Below are 17,934 nucleotides of genomic sequence, written 5' to 3'. Positions count from 1 at the left end.
CAGCCATGACCAGCGACATCCTGCTCGAAGCGCGGGACATCAAGAAGTCCTTCGGCGGCGTCCACGCTCTCAAGGGAGCGTCGATGTCGATGCGCCGCGGCGAGATCACCGCCCTGATCGGCGACAACGGCGCGGGCAAGTCCACGCTCGTCCGCTGCCTCTCCGGGGTGCACCCCGCCGACTCCGGCACCATCACCCTCGACGGCGACGTGGTGCACTTCACCACTCCGCTCGGCGCCCGGGACGGCGGCATCGAGACGGTGCACCAGACCCTCGCCCTGGTCGAGGACCTGACCGTGTGGCAGAACTTCTTCCTCGGCCGGGAGCTCACCAAGGGCGTGCCCGGGGTGCGGTTCCTCGACCGGACGCAGATGAAGAAGACGGCCCAGGAGCTTCTCGGCGACCTCGCCGTGAACGTCCCGCCGGTCACCAGCAAGGTCCGCCGCCTCTCGGGCGGCCAGCGCCAGGCGGTCGCGATCGCCCGGGCCGCGGGCTGGGGCAGCAAGATCGTGATCATGGACGAGCCGACCGCGGCGCTCGGCGTCCAGGAGACGGCGCGCGTCGAGAAGATCATCCTCAAGCTGCGCGACGCCGGAGTGGCCGTGCTGCTGATCAGCCACAACTTCGACCAGGTGATGCGCCTGAGCGACCAGGTGTGGGTGATGCGCGCGGGCCTCGCCGTCGCCGGCCGCCGCACCGCCGAGACCAGCGGCGACGAGCTCGTCTCGCTGATCACGGGCGCGAAGGCCGCCTGATGCACCCCGAGTTCCTGCACCGCGGGAGCACGGAGCGCTCGTCGCCGATCGGGGTCCACGCGGGTCTGCTCGTCGGCGACTGGACGCCGGAGTCGGGGCGCCGCGCGATCGGCGCCGCCGCCTCGATCGGCTTCGACCTGATCGAGATCCCGGCTCCCGCCGACCCCGACGCCTCCGCGTGGACCGCCGACCTGCTCGACGAGCACGGGATCGACGCGGTCGTCTCGCTCGCGCTGGACGCCGACTCCGACATCACCGACCAGGCCACGGCCGGCCGCGGCGAGGAGCGGCTGCTGGCGGCCGTGCGGTTCGCCGAGGCGATCGGCGCGCGGTACGTCGGCGGAGTCACCTACTCGGCCATGCGCAAGTACGAGCACGCGGCCGACGCGGCTGCCCGCTCGCGCTCGCTCGACGTGCTGCGGAGGGTCGCCGCGGCCGCCGCTCCGGCCGGCGTCGTCGTCGGAGCGGAGTACGTGAACCGCTACGAGAGCAACCTGCTGAACACGGCCGCCCAGACCGCCGCGTTCCTCCGCGAGCTCGACGCGCCGAACGTGCTCCTGCACCTCGACACCTTCCACGCCCACCTCGAGGAGGTCGACCTCGCGAGCGCCGTCCGCGACGCCGGCGACCTGCTCGGCTACCTCCACGCCTCCGAGAACCACCGCGGAGAGCTGGGCACCGGGAGCACCGACTGGACCGGGCTCGCGGCGGCGCTCGCCGACTCCGGCTACCGCGGTCCGCTCACCCTCGAGAGCTTCTCGCCCGCCGTCCAGCCCCCGGCCTCGGCCGAGGGCATGGGTCTCTGGCGCGAGCTCTGGCACGACCCCGTCGCCCTCGCGACCTCCGGCCACGCATTCCTCGCGGACCTGCTCGACACCGACCCCGCGGCCCGACGCCGCCCCTGAACCTCTCGAACCAAGGAGCACCACCATGACCACGAACCCTCTCGGAGTGCACGCCCTCGTCTTCGCCGGCGGCACCACCCCCGACGAAGTGACCGCGACGATCGAGCAGACCAAGGCGGCCGGATTCGACCTGCTGGAGCTCTCGCTGCACGACGTGCAGAACCTCGACACCGCCTCCGCCCGCGCCGCCCTCGAGGCGAACGACCTCGGCATCGTCTGCTCGCGCGGCCTCGCCTTCTCGGCCGACGTCTCCAGCGACGACCCGGAGGTGGTGGCCCGCGGCGCGAAGCTGCTCGCCGACTCCCTCGAGACCACCCACGCGCTCGGCGGCACCCACTTCACCGGCGCCCTCTACAGCGCGCTCGGGAAGTACAGCGCGCCCCTCTCGGCCGCGGGCCGCGCGAACGTCGTCTCGGTGCTGACCGATCTCGCCGCCGAGGCCTCGACGAAGGGCATGACCCTCGGCCTCGAGATCTGCAACCGCTACGAGACCAACGTCATCAACACCGCCGCGGACGCCCTGCGCCTCGCCGACGACATCGGCGCCGACAACGTCCTGATCCACCTGGACACGTACCACATGAACATCGAGGAGGACGACTTCTTCCGCCCGGTGCTGCTGGTCGGGGATCGTCTCGGGTATGTCCACATCGGCGAGAACCACCGCGGCTACCTCGGCAGCGGCCACCTCGACTTCACGACGTTCTTCCACGCCCTCGCCGCGATCGACTACCGCGGACCCATCACCTTCGAGTCGTTCTCGTCGGCCGTGGTCTCGCCGACCCTCTCGAACGACCTGGCCGTGTGGCGGAACCTCTGGAACGACGGCCCCGCGCTCGCTCGCCACGCCCACGGCTTCCTGGTGAACGCGCTGGAGAGCAGCCGTGGCGAGGCCTGAGACCGAGGTCGCGCCCGACGCGGTGCGGCCCGGCCTCGACGAGCTGGCCGGGCGCGCGCTCGCGCTGACCTCGCCGGGCCGCCGCGCGATCGTCGCGATCGCCGGCAGCCCCGGGGCCGGCAAGACCACGCTCGCCCGGGCCGTGGTCGCCCGCGCGAACGAGCTCGCGGGGGAGGGGACCGCCGCCTTCGTGCCGATGGACGGCTTCCACCTCGCCAACGCCACGCTCGACGAGCTCGGCCGCCACGACCGCAAGGGCGCCCTCGACACGTTCGACGGCTGGGGCTTCCTCGCCCTGGTGCGGAGGCTGCGCGCCGAGACCGACCACGTCGTCTACGCGCCCACCTTCGAGCGCACCGTCGACGAGGGAGTGGCCGGCGCGCTGGCCGTGCACCCCTCCGCGTCGCTCGTCGTGCTGGAGGGCAACTACCTCCTCGTCGACGAGGGCCCGTGGGCGCTGCTGCGCGCCGAGTTCGACGAGGCCTGGTTCTGCGCGACTCCCGAGACCGAGCGCTTCGAGCGCCTGGTCGACCGCCACGTCTCCTTCGGCCGCGCCCCCGAGGCGGCCTCCGCCTGGGCCTCCGAGGTCGACGGGCGGAACGCGCTGCTGATCGAGGCCACTCGCGACCGCGCCGACCTGATCGTGTCGGGGACGGCGGCGGGGGTGGTCTGACGCCGGTCGGGCCGAGGGGCTGTCGCGCTCCCTCGGCCTCCGGCTCCCGTCCGCGGAGTGGTACGCGGTCCTCGTCCGGCGGCCGTGCCCCGGGAACGGGCCGATCCGGCCGCGAGGCCGAAAGGTCGCCCCTCCCGATCACCGTGTTCTCGGCGACGAGGAGCTGGCGGACCGGCTCGACCGTGTACTGCTCGATCAGGACGGTGCCCGGGTCGAGGTGGCGCAGCGAGGAGGACGGGCTGGTCCTCGAGTGGTAGTGGATCGGATTGAAGGTCTCCACGACGAAGACGCCGCCGGGCCGCAGCTCGCCGAAGGCGTTGGCGAAGACCGCCCGCTGCTCCTCGAGGCTCTTCGCGAAGAAGATCGTGTTGATCATCAGGAGCACGGCGTCGTAGTCGCCCGTGCGGCCCGGCTCGGTGAAGGATCCGTGCCGCGCGTCGATCCGGCCGTCGGAGTCGGCGCCGGCGAGCAGACGGAGCATCGGCGCCGAGATGTCGATCCCGGCGACGTCGAAGCCCGCCGAGGCGAGAGGCAGGGCGGTGCGACCCTCGCCGATCCCGTACTCCATGACGCGGTTCCCCGGAGCGAAGCGCCGCAGCAGCGAGTGCAGGGCGTCGTGCTCCTCGGCCGGCATCGGGTAGAGCAGGCCGTAGATCTCGGTGATCCGCCCGCTGTAGTCGTCGTTCGACATCGTCCTCCTCGGCGGCGCGGCGGTGACGACGTGCCTTCCCCGCCGATCGCCCCCCGGCGCCCGTGGCAGTCAATCAGACGCCGAGCGGGTCCGGCCGGCCCCGGTCCTCTCGGACACTGTCGCGGGTCCGGCCGGTCGATCGGTCGGACGACGGAGGACCCGTCGCCCGGCGGATGCGGTCTCGACGGGTCGGTGTCAGGCTCGAGGGATGGACGACTCGACACGGAACTCCTCGGAACAGCCTGCTACCATTGCCCCGCCGGCCGCTGCGCCTCCCGGAGCCGGGCAGCCGCCCCTCCCCGTTGCTCTCCTCCTCCTGCTGCGGCGGAGCGACGGGCGGCCCGCGGCTTCGTCGGGCGCCCTTGACACTGTGCTAGCCGCCTCCGTCCTCGCGGAGCTCTCCCTCCAGCGGCGCGTCGAGGTGGACGCCGGAGCCGTCGCCCTCGGGCCGGAGCGGTCCGCGCTCGGGGACGCCGTGCTCGACGGGGCACTCGGGTGGATCGCAGCGGAGCGAGCGCCGCGCAGCGTCTCCTGGTGGATCGCCCGCCTCACGCGGAGGGAGCTGCATGCCGCCCTCCTCGAGCGGGTCGCCGCCGTGGAGCCGGCAGAGGACGAGCGGCTGCGGATCCGGGTCGCCGAGGTCCTCGCGGCTCGGACGGCGCCCCTTCCGTCGGACGCGGCGCTCATCGGCCTGCTCGACGCGGCCGGAGCGCTCTCGCCGAGGCCCGGCATCCCGGACCGGCAGGCGATCCGGTCGCTCGCGGCGCAGCACTGGGCGGGGCCGGCGGCCGCCGCCGTCCTCGCGGGAACCGCCGCGAGCGTCACGGGAGCCGCGGTGATCGCGGCGACGACGACGGTCACGATCACCGGCATGTGATCCGACGCGTGCGACTCGCTGAAGCCGTGCGCCCCTACTCCGCCGGGTAGTCGGGCGCGACGAAGACGCAGAACGGGTGGCCGGCCGGATCGGCGAGGACGTGGAGCGCCTCCTCCGGGTCGTCGCTCCTGTCCTCGATCAGCTCGGCGCCGAGGGCGAGCGCCCGGGTCTTCTGCCGGTCGAGCTCGTCGGCGTCCGCGACCATGAAGTCGAGGTGCAGCTGCTGCGGGACGGGCCCCTCCGGCCAGGTCGCGCGCGGCAGGGCGGCCACCCGCTGGAACGTGAGCTTCGCGCCGTCGGCGGTGACGATCGCGACCCACTCCGCCTCGTCGTCCGAGCCGTCCGCGGGCGGCTCGTCGCCGGGGCGGTACTCGCCGCCGAGCAGGGCGAGGTAGAAGGCGGAGAGGGCGCGGGCGTCCTCCGCGTCGAGGACGACCTGGCGCAGGCGCATGCGGGCAGGGTACCGCCGGACAAGCAGTGGAGGGGGGATCACGTGCTGTGCGGGACGGCTGCGGCGGGCCGGGCGTCGTGGGTCGCGGCCCGACGTCGGCTGAGAAGGGGGGTCCCTGCCCCGACACGGCAGGCCGCGTCTCAGCGGAGGTTGTCCAGCTCTCTCGCTCCCGACCGCGCCGCCCTGCCACTCCGCGCCCGCTTCCTCAACCCCTCCCGGCTCCCGGCCTCGCGCCAGGGCCCGGCGCGTACTGTGGCCGCTGACTCACGACGGCTACGAGGGAGACACCATGACGGAGCAGATCGGAATCCCCGAGGCCGCGGCGCTGGGGAGCGAGCAGCGGAGCATCGCGATCCTCGGAGCGGGCGGCGACCTCACCGAGCGGCTGCTGCTGCCGGGCCTGGGCCGGGTGGCCGAGCTCGCGCGCGACCTCGAGCTCACGCTGATCGGCGCGGCGCGCACGCCGCAGACCGACGAGGAGTGGCAGGGCCTCGTCCGCCGCAGCCTCGAGGCGGCCGGAGTCGCCGCGCACACGGTCGAGGCGCTCGCGTCGCGCGCGCGCTTCGTCGCCACCGACGCCTCCGACCCGGAGCAGCTGAAGGCCCTCCTCGACGCCTGCCCGTCGACTCCGGTGCTCTACGTCGCCCTGCCGCCGGCGATGGGGCACAAGGTCGCCGCCTCGCTCGCCGAGCTCGACCTCCCCGAGGAGCTGGTCGTCGCCATCGAGAAGCCGTTCGGCGAGGACCTCGACGACGCGATCGCCCTCAACGCGGCGTTCGCGAAGGTCCTCCCCGAGAGCCGCCTCTGGCGCATCGACCACTTCCTCGGCAACGCGACCGTGCTGGGGATGCTGGGCCTGCGCTTCGGCAACAGCCTGCTCGAGGCGAGCTGGAGCGCCGAGTGGATCGAGAAGGTCGAGATCGTCTACGACGAGACGCTCGGCATCGAGGGCCGCGCGGCCTTCTACGAGAAGACCGGCGCGCTGCGCGACATGCTGCAGAGCCACCTCCTGATGGTGCTCGCGCTGACCACGATGGAGCGCCCCGACGAGGTCGCGCCCGACGAGGTCCACGCGCGCATGGCCGAGGTGCTCGGCGCCGTGCGGCTCTGGCGCGACGACCCCTCCTCCGCCCGCCGCGCCCGCTACACCGAGGGCCGCGTCGACGGCCGCTTCTTCCCCTCCTACGTCGACGAGCCCGACGTCGACCCCGAGACCGGCACCGAGACCCTCGCGCAGCTGCTGCTCCAGGTCGACACCCCGCGCTGGGCGGGCGTCCCCTTCGTCCTCCGCTCCGGCAAGGCGATCGGCGACCCGCGCCGAGAGGTGACGATCCACTTCCGCGCCGCCACGCCCCCGCGCGGCCTGCAGGCGGCCGAGGGCGACGCCGGGACGGTCCTCCGGATCGGCCTCAAGGGCGGCGACGTCAGCCTCGACCTGGTCGTGAACAGCGCCGACGAGCTGACCGATCTCGAGCGCACCACCCTGACGGCGCAGCCCGGCGCGGCCACGCTCGACCCCTACGCGCAGGTCCTCGCCGGGATCCTGCAGGGCGACACCCTGCTCTCGGTCCCGGGCGACGTGGCCGAGCAGTGCTGGCGCATCATCACTCCGGTGCTCTCCGCCTGGGCCGCGGGCGACGCTCCGCTGGACGAGTACGAGGCGGGGAGCGCGGGGCCCGAGGGCTGGTGAGCTCGCGGTGAGGCGCGCGGGCTGAGGCGTCGGCGCGTGGCGTGATGCGGGGTCGGGTCCGCCGACGCCGGTCGCGTCGCCTCCCGCCCGGCTCCGCTGCTGGCCGTCCCGCTGGTCGACCCGTTCCGCCGGTCGACCGGCCGGTCGGTCGACCCTCCCGCCCGTTGACCCTCCCGCCCGTTGACCCTCCCGCCGGGGGAGACGGGATGCTGGAGGCATGGTGGGCATCGGGGAGTACGCAGGCATCACGGGTCTGAGCGTGAAGGCGCTCCGGCACTACGACGAGAAGGGCGTGCTGGTCCCGGCGGATGTCGACGAGCGGTCGTCGTACCGCCGGTACGCCGACGCGCAGGTCCGGGTCGGAGTCGTGATCGGCGCGCTCCGGAGCGCGGGGGTCCCGCTGCCCGAGGTCGCGGCGGCGACTCGAGCCGGCACCGCGGCGGAGGCGCTGCAGGCGCATCGGGAGCGCGTGCTCGCGGAGCGGGAGCAGGAGGACCGGGCGTTCGAGGCCGCCGAGGTGGCGCTGCGGGCGCTCGCCGTGCCGGTCGAGGTCGCCGAGCGGACGATGCCGGCGCAGCCGTACGTCGGCCAGGTCCTCACGATCGCCCTGGACGAGGCCGACGGGCCGGGCGACGACGAGGCGAACGAGATCCTCGGCGCGCTCGCCACCCGAGTGCACGCGGCAGGGCTCGGGCCGACGGGACGTTTCTGGACGGCGCTCCGGGCGGGCGAGCGGGGTTCGGCGGAGCTCGTCTGCTGCTGGCCGACGTCGGCGGAGGCGGAGGGCGACCTCGCTGATCTCGCCGCGGTCCTCCCGGCGCGCACCGAGCTGGTCGCCACCTGGCGGCCTCGCGACGGGGAGGAACTGCCCGAGGGGACCCTGCATCCGGCGATCGTCGCGCTCTTCGACGCCGCCGGAGACCGCGGCCTCCGGCTCGACGGGGTCGAGGTGCGGCAGACGGTGCTGGGGGAGGGGCCGGAGGACGTGGCGGTCGAGGTGTCGCTGACAGTCGCGGGGTGAGCGGAGGGCGGGAGGCGCCTCAGGTGGGCCGAGTGTCAGCGCTCGAGGACCGGCTCGGCAGGACCGGCTCCTCAGCACCGAGCGGAGGAGGGAGCGGCGCCGTCCGGCTGATCCCGCGCCACTTCGTGCCGCGGTCCGGGCCGTCTCCGTAGGCTCCGACGCATGACGAGCGGAGTCGAGGCCGGAGTCCATCGCGGTGACGAGCGGACGGTCCTCGACCGCCCGTGGTTCGCGGTCGCGGCCTCCCTGGTCTTCGCCTTCGGCTGGCTGGTGATCCCCGGCGTCGGCTGGCTGATCGGCGCCGTCGCCGTTCTCTGCAGCTCGGCGTGGACGCGGTCCGAGAAGGGATCGGCGTTGGCGATCCCGCTGGTCGCGGCCGCTCTGGTCGGCAGCGGGGTCGGGCTCTTCTACGGTCTGCTCGGCGCGCCGAGCTCCAGCCTGACGACGTGGACGGCGGTGGGTGCCGGGATGCTGGCGGGAGGCGCGGCGACTGCGCTTCTGGGGGTCCGACTGTGCGCTCGGGCACTCCGCCGGCCGGAGGAGTCCGCTGGAGGCTCGCTCTCACCAGCTGCCCCGGCCTCGGGCGCGCACGACGTCGGCTGAGAGGAGGGGCGTGGGCTCCTGAGGGAGGCCGCCCTGTCTCAGCGGAGGTTGTGCGGCCGCTCGCCGGCCCCGCTCGCGTCGTAGCGGAGCCGCACCAGCTCCGAGCCCGGCAGAACCGTCGCGTCGAGGAGGCGCAGGCCGTGCTGCGGCGCCCCGGAGTAGAGCGGCGTCCCGCCGCCAGCGAGGCCTGCGCCGACGAGGACGATCAGCTCGTCCACCAGGCCCTGCTCGAGGAGCGGATTCCAGGTCGTGCCGCTGCCGAACATCAGCAGGTCACCCCGGTCGCCCTGCTTGAGCAGCTCGATCTCGGCCGGACCCTGCTCCCGCGGCACGATCCGGGTGGTGGCGGCCCACGGCGCCTCCGGATCGGGAGCCAGGGAGTCGCTGATCACCAGCGCGTCGAGCGACGTGACGAGCCGCGCGGTCTCGTGCTCCCGCTCGCCCGCCGTCTCGTCCGCGGCGACGGCGCTCCAGCTGTCCCAGTTGTCGCGGAACCAGCGGCCGCCGTAGACGAGCGTGCCCGCACGGCGGAGCAGCTCGAGATTGTGATCGTTGAACGCGTCCTCGAACGGCAGCGCCGACAGGTCGTGCCCCGGCCCCTCGAAGCGGCCGTCGAGCGAGGTGAGGACGGAGACGACGAGCCTGCTCATGCGGGGGATGCTACTCAGGCGGGGTGCCGGGTGAAGGGGGGCGGAGGGCCGCGAGCCGGAGGAACAGCGGCGGGGGCAACTCATCCGGTGGGGGTGTCCGAGAAGCGTGGGCAGCGGTGTTCCCGATCACGTTTCGATACGCGGCTGGATAGTGTCGAGCCGGGAAAAGGCGTCTACGGGGAACAGGTACGGGTGATGGTCGAGCGACCGGAGTTGGACAGGGCGAAGGAGAGAGTCGCACGAGCTGCCGGCGATCTGAGCAAGCGTGCGCGGAGCGCTACGACGCAGGTGATGGAGCAGGCCGGCGATCTCCGCGAAGCAGCCGCCGAGAAGTTCGGCCCGCGGAGCCTCCAGTCGTACGAGGAGGTCACGGCCGAATACAACCGCGCCTTCACGGCGATGAGCGACGACGGGCTCTCCCTCCTCCGGCAACGCGAGCGCTCCACCGACCTGATCGCTCTCGTCGAGCTCGTGGTGAACAGCATCGCCAACACGCCCAAGTCCTTCAGCAGGGACTTCGAGCAGATCGAGCTCGACAGAGCCCGGTTCCTGGACGCCGAGGAGATCGCCCGCGCTGATCTTGTCGCTGCACGGAAGTCCGCGGCGGGAGCGGGCGCCGGTGTCACCGCCGGAGCGGCGATCGCGAGCGTCGCGCCGACCGCCGCCATGTGGGTCGCCACAACGTTCGGCACCGCGTCGACCGGGACCGCGATCTCGACCCTGTCCGGTGCCGCTGCGAGCCAGGCCGCCCTGGCATGGCTCGGCGGCGGAGCCGTCGCTGCCGGTGGCGGAGGGACCGTCGCGGGAGGAGCGCTGCTCGCGCTGGCCGGCCCGGTCGGCTGGAGCCTCGCAGGCGCCGCCGTCCTCACCTCGGTCGTTCTGTTCACGAAGAAGAAGTTCGAGAACCGCGAGACGAAGCACGAGATGCTCACCGCCGTGATGCGGAACATCGCGCAGGTGCAGGCGATGGACGCGCAGATCGACGACCTCCTCCAGCGCACCGCCTCTACCCGAGAGCTGCTTCTGAAGGTCTACGGCGAGGCGCTGCCGTTCTTCGGGGCGGACTTCGCGACCCTGGCTCCCGCTCAGCAGTCGCAGCTCGGCGCGCTGGTGAACATCGCGAAAGCGAGTGCGGCACTGCTGAGCGCCCGTGTGGAGCAGGCCGCCGACGATGCCTGATCTCGCCGACGTCGCCCGAAGCACTCACGAGCAGGCCGTCGCCGCCTGGGTGGGCTACCTGAACCAGGTCCGCGTCGATCGACTCATGGGCGCCCTGAGCAGGCAGGACCAGAACCTCTCGACGGCTCTCGACCATCTGGATACGGCCCTCCTGCACATAGGCGACGTGGTCTCGTCGAACCGCGGTGGAGTGAAGGGCGCGCACGGATTCATCGCCGAGGTCGCCGAGGTCGGCATCGGCAACGCCCGTGCCGCTGTGCTCGGGGAGACCGGCGGCAACGCCTGGGTGAACGACAACGGCCCTGTCGATCTGATGCGGAACGGCCTGCTGATCCAGCAGAAGTTCTCCGCCGCCGGCGGGCGGTTCGGCCTCGGCGCGATCACGGAGCACCTCGAGAGGTACCCGGACTTCGTGAGGAACGGCGGCAGGTACCAGATCCCGAGCGACCACTTCGAGGTCATCCAGAAGCTGCATGCTATGTCCGCCGAGGATGCGGCGAAGGCGCTCTCCCGCAGTGGGGACGGCCCGTCCCTCCGCGACTGGAACCGGGTGAAGGCGTTCTTCTCGAGTGAGACGATCGACATCGCGGCACTCGAGCCCTCCCGGCTGGAGTACCGGGACGTGCAGCTCGGTGCGTACACCGACACGTTCGCCGCGGAGGAGAGAAGGATCACGGCGACCGACGAGGCCGCCCGCACGGCTGCCGTTCGGGAGAACCGGGCGACGGTGCGCCAGGGCGCTCAGGCCACCGTCGTCGCCGCCGGGATCGAAGGTGGGACCGCGTTCGTCTCCGCGGTCCTCGACAAGCGCCGCGAAGGCACGAAGCTCAAGGAGTTCTCGACCGACGACTGGAAGGACATCGCGATCGTCTCCGGTCTCGGCGCGGTGAAGGGCGGTGTCCGCGGTCTCACGATCTACTCACTCACCAATCTCACTGCGACGTCGGCCGCCACGGCGAACACGGTCACGACCGCCGCGCTGGGGATCGCGGGCCAGGCGAGCAGGCTGCGAGCGGGCGACATCTCCGAGATCGAGTTCATAGAGAACTCCGAGATCCTCTGCCTCCAGGCCGGCATCAGCGCGCTGTCCTCGGTCGTCGGGCAGGTGCTCATCCCGGTCCCCGTCCTCGGCGCCGTCATCGGCAACACCGTCGGCTCCGTCATGTTCAGCGTCGCGTCGTCCTCGCTCTCCGCCCGGGAAGAAGCGCTCATCGCCGGATATCTCGAGGACCAGCGCTCACTCGATCAACAGCTGGCCGCCGACTACGCCGATCTCCTGGCGAAGCTCGAGACGAGCATGCTGCACTTCATCGACATCCTCGACCGGGCGTTCTCTCCCGACATCGAGGTCGCACTTCTCGGGGCGATCGACCTCGCGGCCCGAGTCGGCGTGCCCTCGGAGGAGATCCTGGACACCGACGAGAAGGTGAACGCGTACTTCCTCGACTAGGTGCCCGCGGGGCGGGGCCGGACGTCGTTCGTGGCGGGGGCGTTGTGCCGGCCTGGCCCCACGTGTTCCGGATGGTGCTGCCGGCACGCCCGCCTCGCACCCCTCCTCACATCGCCGCCCCCAGCGCGTCCCGCAGCGTCGCCCGCGCCCGCGCGTGCCGGCTCCGCACGGTCGCGGCGCGGAGGGACAGGATCTCGGCCGCTTCGGCGAGGGAGAAGCCGTCCCAGTAGACGAGGGTGATGATCTCCTGGTCGACGGGCTTCAGCTGCGCGATCGCGGCGCGGACGTCCTCCGCGGCGTCGTCGGCGGGTGCGGGTGGGGTGATGCGGAGCTCCTCCGCCAGCCGCTCGACGAGCGCGCTCCTCCGGGTCGCGGTGCGGCGCTGGCCCGAGAGCACCCGTCGCGCGACGCCGAACGCCCACATCCGCGCGCGCGTCTCGTCCTCGGGGATCGACCGCTCCTTCCGCCAGAGGATCAGGAGGGTGTCGCTGAGGAGGTCCGCGGCGTCCTCGGGGCTCGCCGTCCGCCGCGCGAAGTAGCGGAGCAGGTCCGGCGCCTCCCGCTCGACCAGGGCCGTGATCTCGGCCTCCCGGTCGCGCGCGGGGGAGCGGACGACGCTGCGCGCCATGGACGGCGCCGCCTCGCCGGCGCTCATCACAGCTCTCCCGTGCAGTCGGTGCTGCCGCCCAGGCCGCCGTCGCCCTCGACGATCACACCCTCGGGGATCGTGTCGAGGATGTGGTCGTCCGCCGCCGTGATCCAGGCCCGCCAGCGGATCGTCTCCTCCGAGAGGCCGGGGCCGTCGCTGTTCATGTCCGAGGCCAGCCATACGGGGTCGGTCGTGTAGGCGACCGCGTCGTCGTGGATCCGCTGGCCGACGCCGCTCCAGTCCTGCGCGCGGAGGTAGGCGGTCGCGGAGGTGGTGACCTCGCGGTAGTCGATCTCTCCGTTGAAGTAGTCGATCGAGCACGACACCGCTGCGCCGGAGTCGGTGGTGTAGCTGATCGGGATCGTGAAGTCGGGGACCGAGCGGACGTCGGTGCCGGCGCTGGTCGCCAGCACGAGACCCGGGACGAGGAGGACGGGAGCCGCCAGCCACCACGCCCTCGACCGCGCGGGACGGCGGGGCGCGCGTTCGCGGGTCTCGGCGATCACGCTGTGCAGGGCGGTGCGGACGCCGGGCGCCCGGTCGTCGGTCGCGGGGTCGCTGCGGGAGAGCAGGTCGTCGAGTGTGCGTCGCGTCATCGGGTCCATCCTTCGTCGGTCGGGCGTCTACCGAGTACGTGGCCGGGTGGGGCCCGAGCGTTGCACGGGACCTGACGGGAGGAGTGAGCCGAGCCGGTCGCGCGCGCTCACTTCTTAGAACTCCTTCGCGAGGACCCGTCGAAAGGCGCCGTATTCGGCTTCACCCCGGTCCTTTTCTCATCGGTTATGGCCCCGACAAGGGGGGCTCACTTCTCTATGGCGAGAGGGAGGCCGACCTATACGTTCATCTTCGGAAGCCCGCGGGGAATGCGTGCTCCCCTCCGGAGTCTGGGGCCTCCGCACTCGCTGCGACATCCGTGTCGTTCGTCGTGTCGACGTTTCGCTCATCTCCACGATCGACAACACGACTGAGAAGCAGAACCATGGCTTTCACGACCCGGCGGCGCCGCCACTCACGGCACCGATCGCCGTCGCGCCTCGGAATGCGGGCCGTCGTCTTCGCGACGATCGGCGCTCTCCTCGTCGGCTCGTGGGGGCTCGGCGACGTCTCCGCCTCGTCTCCCGCTCAGGCCGCGAACCAGGCGGATCCGGTCGCCGGCGACGCCCCCGCTCCTCTCCCGACGCCGGTCGCACCGACACCGCCGGCAGCCCCCGAGGCCGATCCGGCACCCGCCCCGTCGGCACCCGCCCCCTCGGCACCCGCGCCCTCGGCGTCCGCCCCGTCGACCTCCGCTTCTCCCGCGCCCGCCGAGGCCGCGGAGTCGCCGAGTGCGACGGCGGAGGAGCCCGCTCAGGACGAGCCCGATCCCGCAGCACCCCGCGGCGCCGCAGGGACGGAGCAGCCCGTCGAGACGGCGCCCGCCGGGTCGGCGCCCGCTCCCACGGCGGCCTCGGACGACGATCAGGAGTCGGACCGCGGCCCGCCCGCGACGGCGCGAGCAGCGGGAGGCTTCTCCACGCTCGCGGCCGGCGTCGCCGAGGCCCCGCGACAGGTGTGGACGGAGACCTTCGAGCAGGGTCTGACGACCGCACCGAGCGCGCTCACCGCCTACGCGAACGGCCGCTACACGGCCGCCACCGGCTGGTCGACCGCCACGAACTGCACCGGCGTCCTGGTCAACTACACGGCGCCGTACCCCAACGCCGCCTTCTGCCCGACCCGGCCCCTCCTCACCGTCGGCACGGGATCGTCGGCCGCACGCGAGACCCGCCGCATGGCGGACGTCCTCGGCCAGGTGGCGGCCGGAGTGCCGGGGTCCACCTCCAGCACCGCACCGGCCAACGGCTCGAACACCGGCACGCAGGCGAACCACGCCCTGGTCGAGTACCCCTACGCCACCGTCACCGGCGGCACGACCGTCGCCCAGAGCGCCGCGGGGATCGGCGTCTCCGCCCCCGCCGCCCGCTACTACGCCGTCGGCATGAACGCCGCCGGCGGGCAGTGCGGGACGAACAACGCGTCCCTCTCCCTCAACCTGGTGTCGGGCGGGTCCACCGTCCTCACCGGATTCGCCGCACCGGTCGTGCCCTGCGCCGCGACCGGCAGCGTGTTCTACACGTCCCCGACCCTCCCGCTGGTCGGCGGGCTCGGCGCGATCGTCGATCCCGCGCTCCCCGCCTCCGCCCGCGCCGCCGCCTACACCGGCACGAGCACCGCGCTCCTCACTCCGGCGCAGATCGCGGCGGCCCAGGTGCAGCTCGTGAACACGGTCACCGGCACGGGAAGCGCCTTCGCCGTCGACGACCTCCGCGTGCTCGACGTCACTCCCGCTCTCGACGCGGCCTTCACGCAGGCGGTGCCGACCGCGACGGTGCCGACCACGCTGACCTACACGGTCACCAACACCAGCGACCTCCTCGCGAAGGCGGACTGGCGCTTCTCGACCGCTCTCCCGGCCGGCCTCGTCGTGGCCCCGACGCCTGCCGTCGGCGGGTCCTGCACCGACGTCACCGGAACGGCGTTCGCCGTGACCGCGGCCGCCGGATCCTCCTCCGTCTCGACGGTCGGCGGCGACCTCGCCGCGGGCGCGACCTCCTGCACGATCTCGGTGGACGTGGTGGCCGCCGCCGCCGGGACGTACAGCACCGGGACCACGACTCCCACCGGCCTCATCGCCTCCGCCCCCACCTCGGTGACGGTCCAGGCCGCGACGACCCTCACCGTCCGGAAGAACCTGCCGGTGCGCAGCGCCACGGGCGACCAGTTCACGCTCTCGGTGCGCAGCGGCACGACCGTCCTCGCGTCGGCGACCACCACGGGCACCGCCACCGGGATCCAGGCCGCGCAGATCAGCCGCCTCACCGTGCAGTCCGGAGCGACGTACACGATCGCCGAGGCGCAGACCGCGGGCGCGGGCCTGGGGTACTCCAACAGCTACGAGTGCTCGCGCGGCGGCACGGTCATCGCCTCCGGAGCCTCCGCCGCCGGGTCGATCACGATCCCCAGCGAGGCGGGGGCGGAGGTGCTCTGCACCTTCACGAACACCGTGCAGACGCCCCGCCTGTTCTGCGACACCGGCCGCTTCTACTCCCTCACGGCGGCCGGCGCCCTGCAGCAGGCCGACATCGTCACGGGATCCCTGACCTCGATCGGCAGCTGGTCGGGGACCGCCGAGGCGAACGCGCTCGGCGTCGGCGCGAACGGCGCCTTCGCGTACGCGCTGGACCGCTCGTCCGACGCGACGGACGTCGACGCCGTCCTCAAGTGGACGCCGGAGGCGGGCTTCCAGAGGATCGCGAACAGCGCGTACACGACCGTGGCCGGCGGAGCGCAGGTGACCGGCAGCATCGTCGCCGGCGCGGTCGACCTCCGGACGGGCCGGTACCTGTTCGGCAGCTTCGCGAGCGGCCAGTTCTACATCTGGAGCTTCACCGAGGCGAACCCCGTCGCCACCCGGTTCGCCCTCGTCGGCTCCTTCCCCACCTCCGGAACCCCCAACGGCAACGGCGACATGGCGTTCGACGCTCGCGGCAACCTCTACGTCGTCGGAGCGGGCTCGGTCAACAACGCCAGCAGCGCCGCGATCTTCACCGTGCCGGCCGACGCCCTGGCTGCGGCGACCGGCGGCACCCTCCCGGTGAACACCTCGATCGCGAAGGCCGTGACGGGGACCGACGCCGCCTTCGCCAACATCAACGGCATCGCCTTCTCGCCGCGCGGAACCGTCTACCTCGCCAACGGCGACGTCGCCGCCGCGAACGGTGTCCCCGCCATCCCCGGCAGCGCCTACGAGTTCGACGCCACCACCTGGACCCGCGTCAGCGGCACGCCGCGCGTGAGCGTCAACGCCGTCGACCTCTCCGGCTGCTCCTCGCCGGCCACGATCACCGTGCAGAAGAGCGTGGTCGGGCGCCTGGCCGCGGCGGACCAGTTCCAGCTCACGGCGGCCGCCGGCTCTCCGGCGTCGCCCTTCGCCACGGCCACCACCACCGGCGCCACCACCGGCCGCCAGACCGCGCAGATCGGCCCCTTCCCCACGCCGATCAACAGCACGGTGACGGTCTCGGAGGCGATGGCCGCGGGCTCCGCCTCCCCGATCACCGCCTACACGAGCATCTACGAGTGCTACGCGGACGGCGTGCGGGTGAGCACGGGCTCGAACCCGACCGGGACGGTCACCCTCCCGAACCGGCTCGGCGTCAACGTCACCTGCACCTTCTTCAACTCCCCGCGCCCCGCCTCGACGGTGCGCATCACCAAGACGATCCGGGACGCCTCCGGTACGACCCGCCCCGGCGTGGACTGGACCGTGGGCACGACCGCGACGGCCACCGCGGGCACCGTCGCTCTGCTGCCGGAGCAGTCGCCCCGCCAGCAGACGGACGCCGCAGGCCAGGCCGCCTGGACCGTCCTGTTCGGCACGGAGGCGTCGCGGGCGACGCTCACCGTCTCGGAGGTGCAGCAGACGGGCTTCGCGTTCGTCAGCGGCGCCTGCACAGTCAACGGCACCGCCCGGGCGGCCACGTTCTCGCAGTCGGGGACCGTCATCAGCGCGAGCCTCACCGGCATCGCCTCCGCGGCGGTCGTCGAGTGCTCGATCGTGAACCGGCCCACGGCCTCCCTCACCCTCGTGAAGACGGTGAGCTCCGGCAGCGCGCTGCCCAGCGACTTCACGCTCAGCGCCACCGGCCCGACCGGCGCCCTGCCCGGCCCGACCGGCCGCGCAGGCTCCGCTGGCGTGTCGGCGATCCCCGTCACCCCGGGTGTGACCTACCGGCTCGCCGAGACCGGGGGCCCCGCCACCTCCGTGCAGACCGGGCCCTGGCAGTGCCGCACCGACACCGGCGCCGCCCTCACCGTGAGCGCGGCCGGAGACGTGACCCCGACGAACGGCGCCGCCGTCACCTGCACCGTGGACAACGCCAGCGCGACGATCACCCTGGTCAAGCAGGTCCTGCGCCCCCAGACCGGCTTCCAGGCCGCCGACTGGCGCGTCACCGCGACGCCCGCCGCACTGGCCGGAGCGACGCTCCCGACGGAGACCCGGGCCGGCGCGGAGTACGTCGCCGCGGGCAACCCGGCGAGCACCTTCGAGGTGCGACCGGGCCACGGCTACACGCTGTCCGAGGCGGCGACGGATCCGACCCGCCGCCTCGCCTACCAGGAACTGCGTCTCGAGCGCCTGACCGGGACGACGTGGTCCCCGGTCGCCTCGCGGACGATCACGGCCCCCACGGCCGGTCAGACGGCGGTCTACCGCTTCGTCAACGCCCCCGTGGACCCCACACGCCTGCCGCTGACCGGTGGCGCCAGCACCGACGCGTTCCTCCTGGGCGGGGGGTCGGTGCTCACTCTCGCACTCGGCCTCCTCCTCTGGGAGCGGCGCCGGAGGCTGCGAGGCCCCTCCCGGTGACGCCCCGACCGAGAGCCCCGGCGCTCTCCCGC

At 73.0% G+C, this 17,934-nt stretch carries 15 protein-coding genes and 1 pseudogene; 11 read left to right on the top strand and 5 right to left on the bottom strand.

Going from position 1 to position 17,934, the window contains the following annotated elements:
- Nucleotides 1-5 precede the first annotated feature (5 nt).
- Genes GSU40_RS16605 through GSU40_RS16590 form a run of 4 tightly spaced genes read left to right on the top strand, consistent with a single transcriptional unit; the run spans nt 6 to nt 3,231 of the window.
- On the top strand, nt 6-755 hold the full coding sequence (locus GSU40_RS16605; RefSeq protein WP_104222715.1) for an ATP-binding cassette domain-containing protein: 750 nt from the start codon (nt 6-8) through the stop codon (nt 753-755).
- Nucleotides 755-1,660: a sugar phosphate isomerase/epimerase gene (locus GSU40_RS16600; RefSeq protein ID WP_104329713.1), complete on the top strand. Its 906-nt coding sequence runs from the start codon at nt 755-757 to the stop codon at nt 1,658-1,660. The genes GSU40_RS16605 and GSU40_RS16600 overlap by 1 nt, the downstream gene beginning before the upstream one ends.
- A gap of 25 nt (nt 1,661-1,685) precedes the next feature.
- Nucleotides 1,686-2,558, top strand: a complete 873-nt coding sequence (locus tag GSU40_RS16595; protein WP_104225811.1) for a sugar phosphate isomerase/epimerase — start codon at nt 1,686-1,688, stop codon at nt 2,556-2,558.
- Nucleotides 2,545-3,231, top strand: coding sequence for a nucleoside/nucleotide kinase family protein (locus tag GSU40_RS16590; protein WP_208543338.1), 687 nt, complete (start codon nt 2,545-2,547; stop codon nt 3,229-3,231). Before GSU40_RS16595 ends, GSU40_RS16590 begins: the two co-directional genes overlap by 14 nt.
- Before the next feature lie 271 nt (nt 3,232-3,502).
- Here GSU40_RS16590 and GSU40_RS17125 read toward each other — a convergent pair.
- A pseudogene (locus tag GSU40_RS17125) lies at nt 3,503-3,865 on the bottom strand (class I SAM-dependent methyltransferase); the annotation flags it as partial.
- A gap of 265 nt (nt 3,866-4,130) precedes the next feature.
- Between GSU40_RS17125 and GSU40_RS16580 the strand changes: the two are divergent.
- Nucleotides 4,131-4,799 carry a GPP34 family phosphoprotein gene (locus tag GSU40_RS16580; RefSeq protein ID WP_160035994.1) on the top strand — a complete coding sequence of 223 codons (669 nt, stop codon included), beginning with the start codon at nt 4,131-4,133 and terminating at the stop codon, nt 4,797-4,799.
- Between the two features lie 34 nt (nt 4,800-4,833).
- Here GSU40_RS16580 and GSU40_RS16575 read toward each other — a convergent pair whose 3' ends face one another.
- Nucleotides 4,834-5,250, bottom strand: a complete 417-nt coding sequence (locus GSU40_RS16575) for a VOC family protein (protein ID WP_104255238.1) — start codon at nt 5,248-5,250, stop codon at nt 4,834-4,836.
- Nucleotides 5,251-5,539: 289 nt separating this feature from the next.
- Between GSU40_RS16575 and GSU40_RS16570 the strand changes: the two genes are divergently transcribed.
- The 3 genes from GSU40_RS16570 (at nt 5,540) to GSU40_RS16560 (ending at nt 8,564) form a co-directional block, all read left to right on the top strand.
- Entirely contained in the window at nt 5,540-6,940 is a 1,401-nt protein-coding gene (locus GSU40_RS16570) for a glucose-6-phosphate dehydrogenase (protein WP_160035992.1), read from the top strand.
- Nucleotides 6,941-7,157: 217 nt separating this feature from the next.
- Nucleotides 7,158-7,961: a MerR family transcriptional regulator gene (locus GSU40_RS16565; RefSeq protein WP_160035990.1), complete on the top strand. Its 804-nt coding sequence runs from the start codon at nt 7,158-7,160 to the stop codon at nt 7,959-7,961.
- A 162-nt stretch (nt 7,962-8,123) separates the two neighbouring features.
- A complete protein-coding gene (locus GSU40_RS16560; RefSeq protein WP_160035988.1) occupies nt 8,124-8,564 on the top strand; it encodes a hypothetical protein in 441 nt (146 codons plus the stop codon).
- Between the two features lie 38 nt (nt 8,565-8,602).
- Here GSU40_RS16560 and GSU40_RS16555 read toward each other — a convergent pair whose 3' ends face one another.
- A complete protein-coding gene (locus tag GSU40_RS16555; RefSeq protein ID WP_160035986.1) occupies nt 8,603-9,214 on the bottom strand; it encodes a dihydrofolate reductase family protein in 612 nt (203 codons plus the stop codon).
- Between the two features lie 291 nt (nt 9,215-9,505).
- Between GSU40_RS16555 and GSU40_RS16550 the strand changes: the two genes are divergently transcribed.
- Both GSU40_RS16550 and GSU40_RS16545 read left to right on the top strand, forming a co-directional pair.
- Nucleotides 9,506-10,393: a hypothetical protein gene (locus tag GSU40_RS16550; RefSeq protein ID WP_208543337.1), complete on the top strand. Its 888-nt coding sequence runs from the start codon at nt 9,506-9,508 to the stop codon at nt 10,391-10,393.
- Nucleotides 10,386-11,843 carry a hypothetical protein gene (locus GSU40_RS16545; protein WP_160035982.1) on the top strand — a complete coding sequence of 486 codons (1,458 nt, stop codon included), beginning with the start codon at nt 10,386-10,388 and terminating at the stop codon, nt 11,841-11,843. Before GSU40_RS16550 ends, GSU40_RS16545 begins: the two co-directional genes overlap by 8 nt.
- A 106-nt stretch (nt 11,844-11,949) precedes the next feature.
- Here GSU40_RS16545 and GSU40_RS16540 read toward each other — a convergent pair whose 3' ends face one another.
- Nucleotides 11,950-12,498, bottom strand: a complete 549-nt coding sequence (locus GSU40_RS16540) for a sigma-70 family RNA polymerase sigma factor (protein ID WP_208543336.1) — start codon at nt 12,496-12,498, stop codon at nt 11,950-11,952.
- Complete coding sequence (locus GSU40_RS16535; protein ID WP_104288027.1) at nt 12,498-13,088, bottom strand: hypothetical protein; 591 nt, start codon at nt 13,086-13,088, stop codon at nt 12,498-12,500. Before GSU40_RS16535 ends, GSU40_RS16540 begins: the two co-directional genes overlap by 1 nt.
- 383 nt (nt 13,089-13,471) lie before the next feature.
- Here GSU40_RS16535 and GSU40_RS16530 point away from each other — a divergent pair, with 383 nt between their 5' ends.
- Nucleotides 13,472-17,902: an LPXTG cell wall anchor domain-containing protein gene (locus tag GSU40_RS16530; RefSeq protein WP_160035980.1), complete on the top strand. Its 4,431-nt coding sequence runs from the start codon at nt 13,472-13,474 to the stop codon at nt 17,900-17,902.
- Nucleotides 17,903-17,934 lie beyond the last annotated feature (32 nt).

Source organism: Rathayibacter sp. VKM Ac-2805 (assembly GCF_009834265.1).
GTDB lineage: Bacteria > Actinomycetota > Actinomycetes > Actinomycetales > Microbacteriaceae > Rathayibacter.
This window is presented reverse-complemented; position numbering and strand designations above follow the sequence as displayed.

Excerpts from the sequence above, each read along its gene's own strand:
- GSU40_RS16580 (WP_160035994.1), top strand. The coding sequence starts at position 4,131 with ATGGACGACTCGACACGGAACTCCTCGGAACAGCCTGCTACCATTGCC.
- GSU40_RS16545 (WP_160035982.1), top strand. The coding sequence starts at position 10,386 with ATGCCTGATCTCGCCGACGTCGCCCGAAGCACTCACGAGCAGGCCGTC.
- GSU40_RS16600 (WP_104329713.1), top strand. The coding sequence starts at position 755 with ATGCACCCCGAGTTCCTGCACCGCGGGAGCACGGAGCGCTCGTCGCCG.
- GSU40_RS16560 (WP_160035988.1), top strand. The coding sequence starts at position 8,124 with ATGACGAGCGGAGTCGAGGCCGGAGTCCATCGCGGTGACGAGCGGACG.
- GSU40_RS16555 (WP_160035986.1), bottom strand. The coding sequence starts at position 9,214 with ATGAGCAGGCTCGTCGTCTCCGTCCTCACCTCGCTCGACGGCCGCTTC.
- GSU40_RS16575 (WP_104255238.1), bottom strand. The coding sequence starts at position 5,250 with ATGCGCCTGCGCCAGGTCGTCCTCGACGCGGAGGACGCCCGCGCCCTC.
- GSU40_RS16595 (WP_104225811.1), top strand. The coding sequence starts at position 1,686 with ATGACCACGAACCCTCTCGGAGTGCACGCCCTCGTCTTCGCCGGCGGC.
- GSU40_RS16535 (WP_104288027.1), bottom strand. The coding sequence starts at position 13,088 with ATGACGCGACGCACACTCGACGACCTGCTCTCCCGCAGCGACCCCGCG.
- GSU40_RS16530 (WP_160035980.1), top strand. The coding sequence starts at position 13,472 with ATGGCTTTCACGACCCGGCGGCGCCGCCACTCACGGCACCGATCGCCG.
- GSU40_RS16570 (WP_160035992.1), top strand. The coding sequence starts at position 5,540 with ATGACGGAGCAGATCGGAATCCCCGAGGCCGCGGCGCTGGGGAGCGAG.
- GSU40_RS16550 (WP_208543337.1), top strand. The coding sequence starts at position 9,506 with ATGGAGCAGGCCGGCGATCTCCGCGAAGCAGCCGCCGAGAAGTTCGGC.
- GSU40_RS16540 (WP_208543336.1), bottom strand. The coding sequence starts at position 12,498 with ATGAGCGCCGGCGAGGCGGCGCCGTCCATGGCGCGCAGCGTCGTCCGC.
- GSU40_RS16565 (WP_160035990.1), top strand. The coding sequence starts at position 7,158 with ATGGTGGGCATCGGGGAGTACGCAGGCATCACGGGTCTGAGCGTGAAG.
- GSU40_RS16605 (WP_104222715.1), top strand. The coding sequence starts at position 6 with ATGACCAGCGACATCCTGCTCGAAGCGCGGGACATCAAGAAGTCCTTC.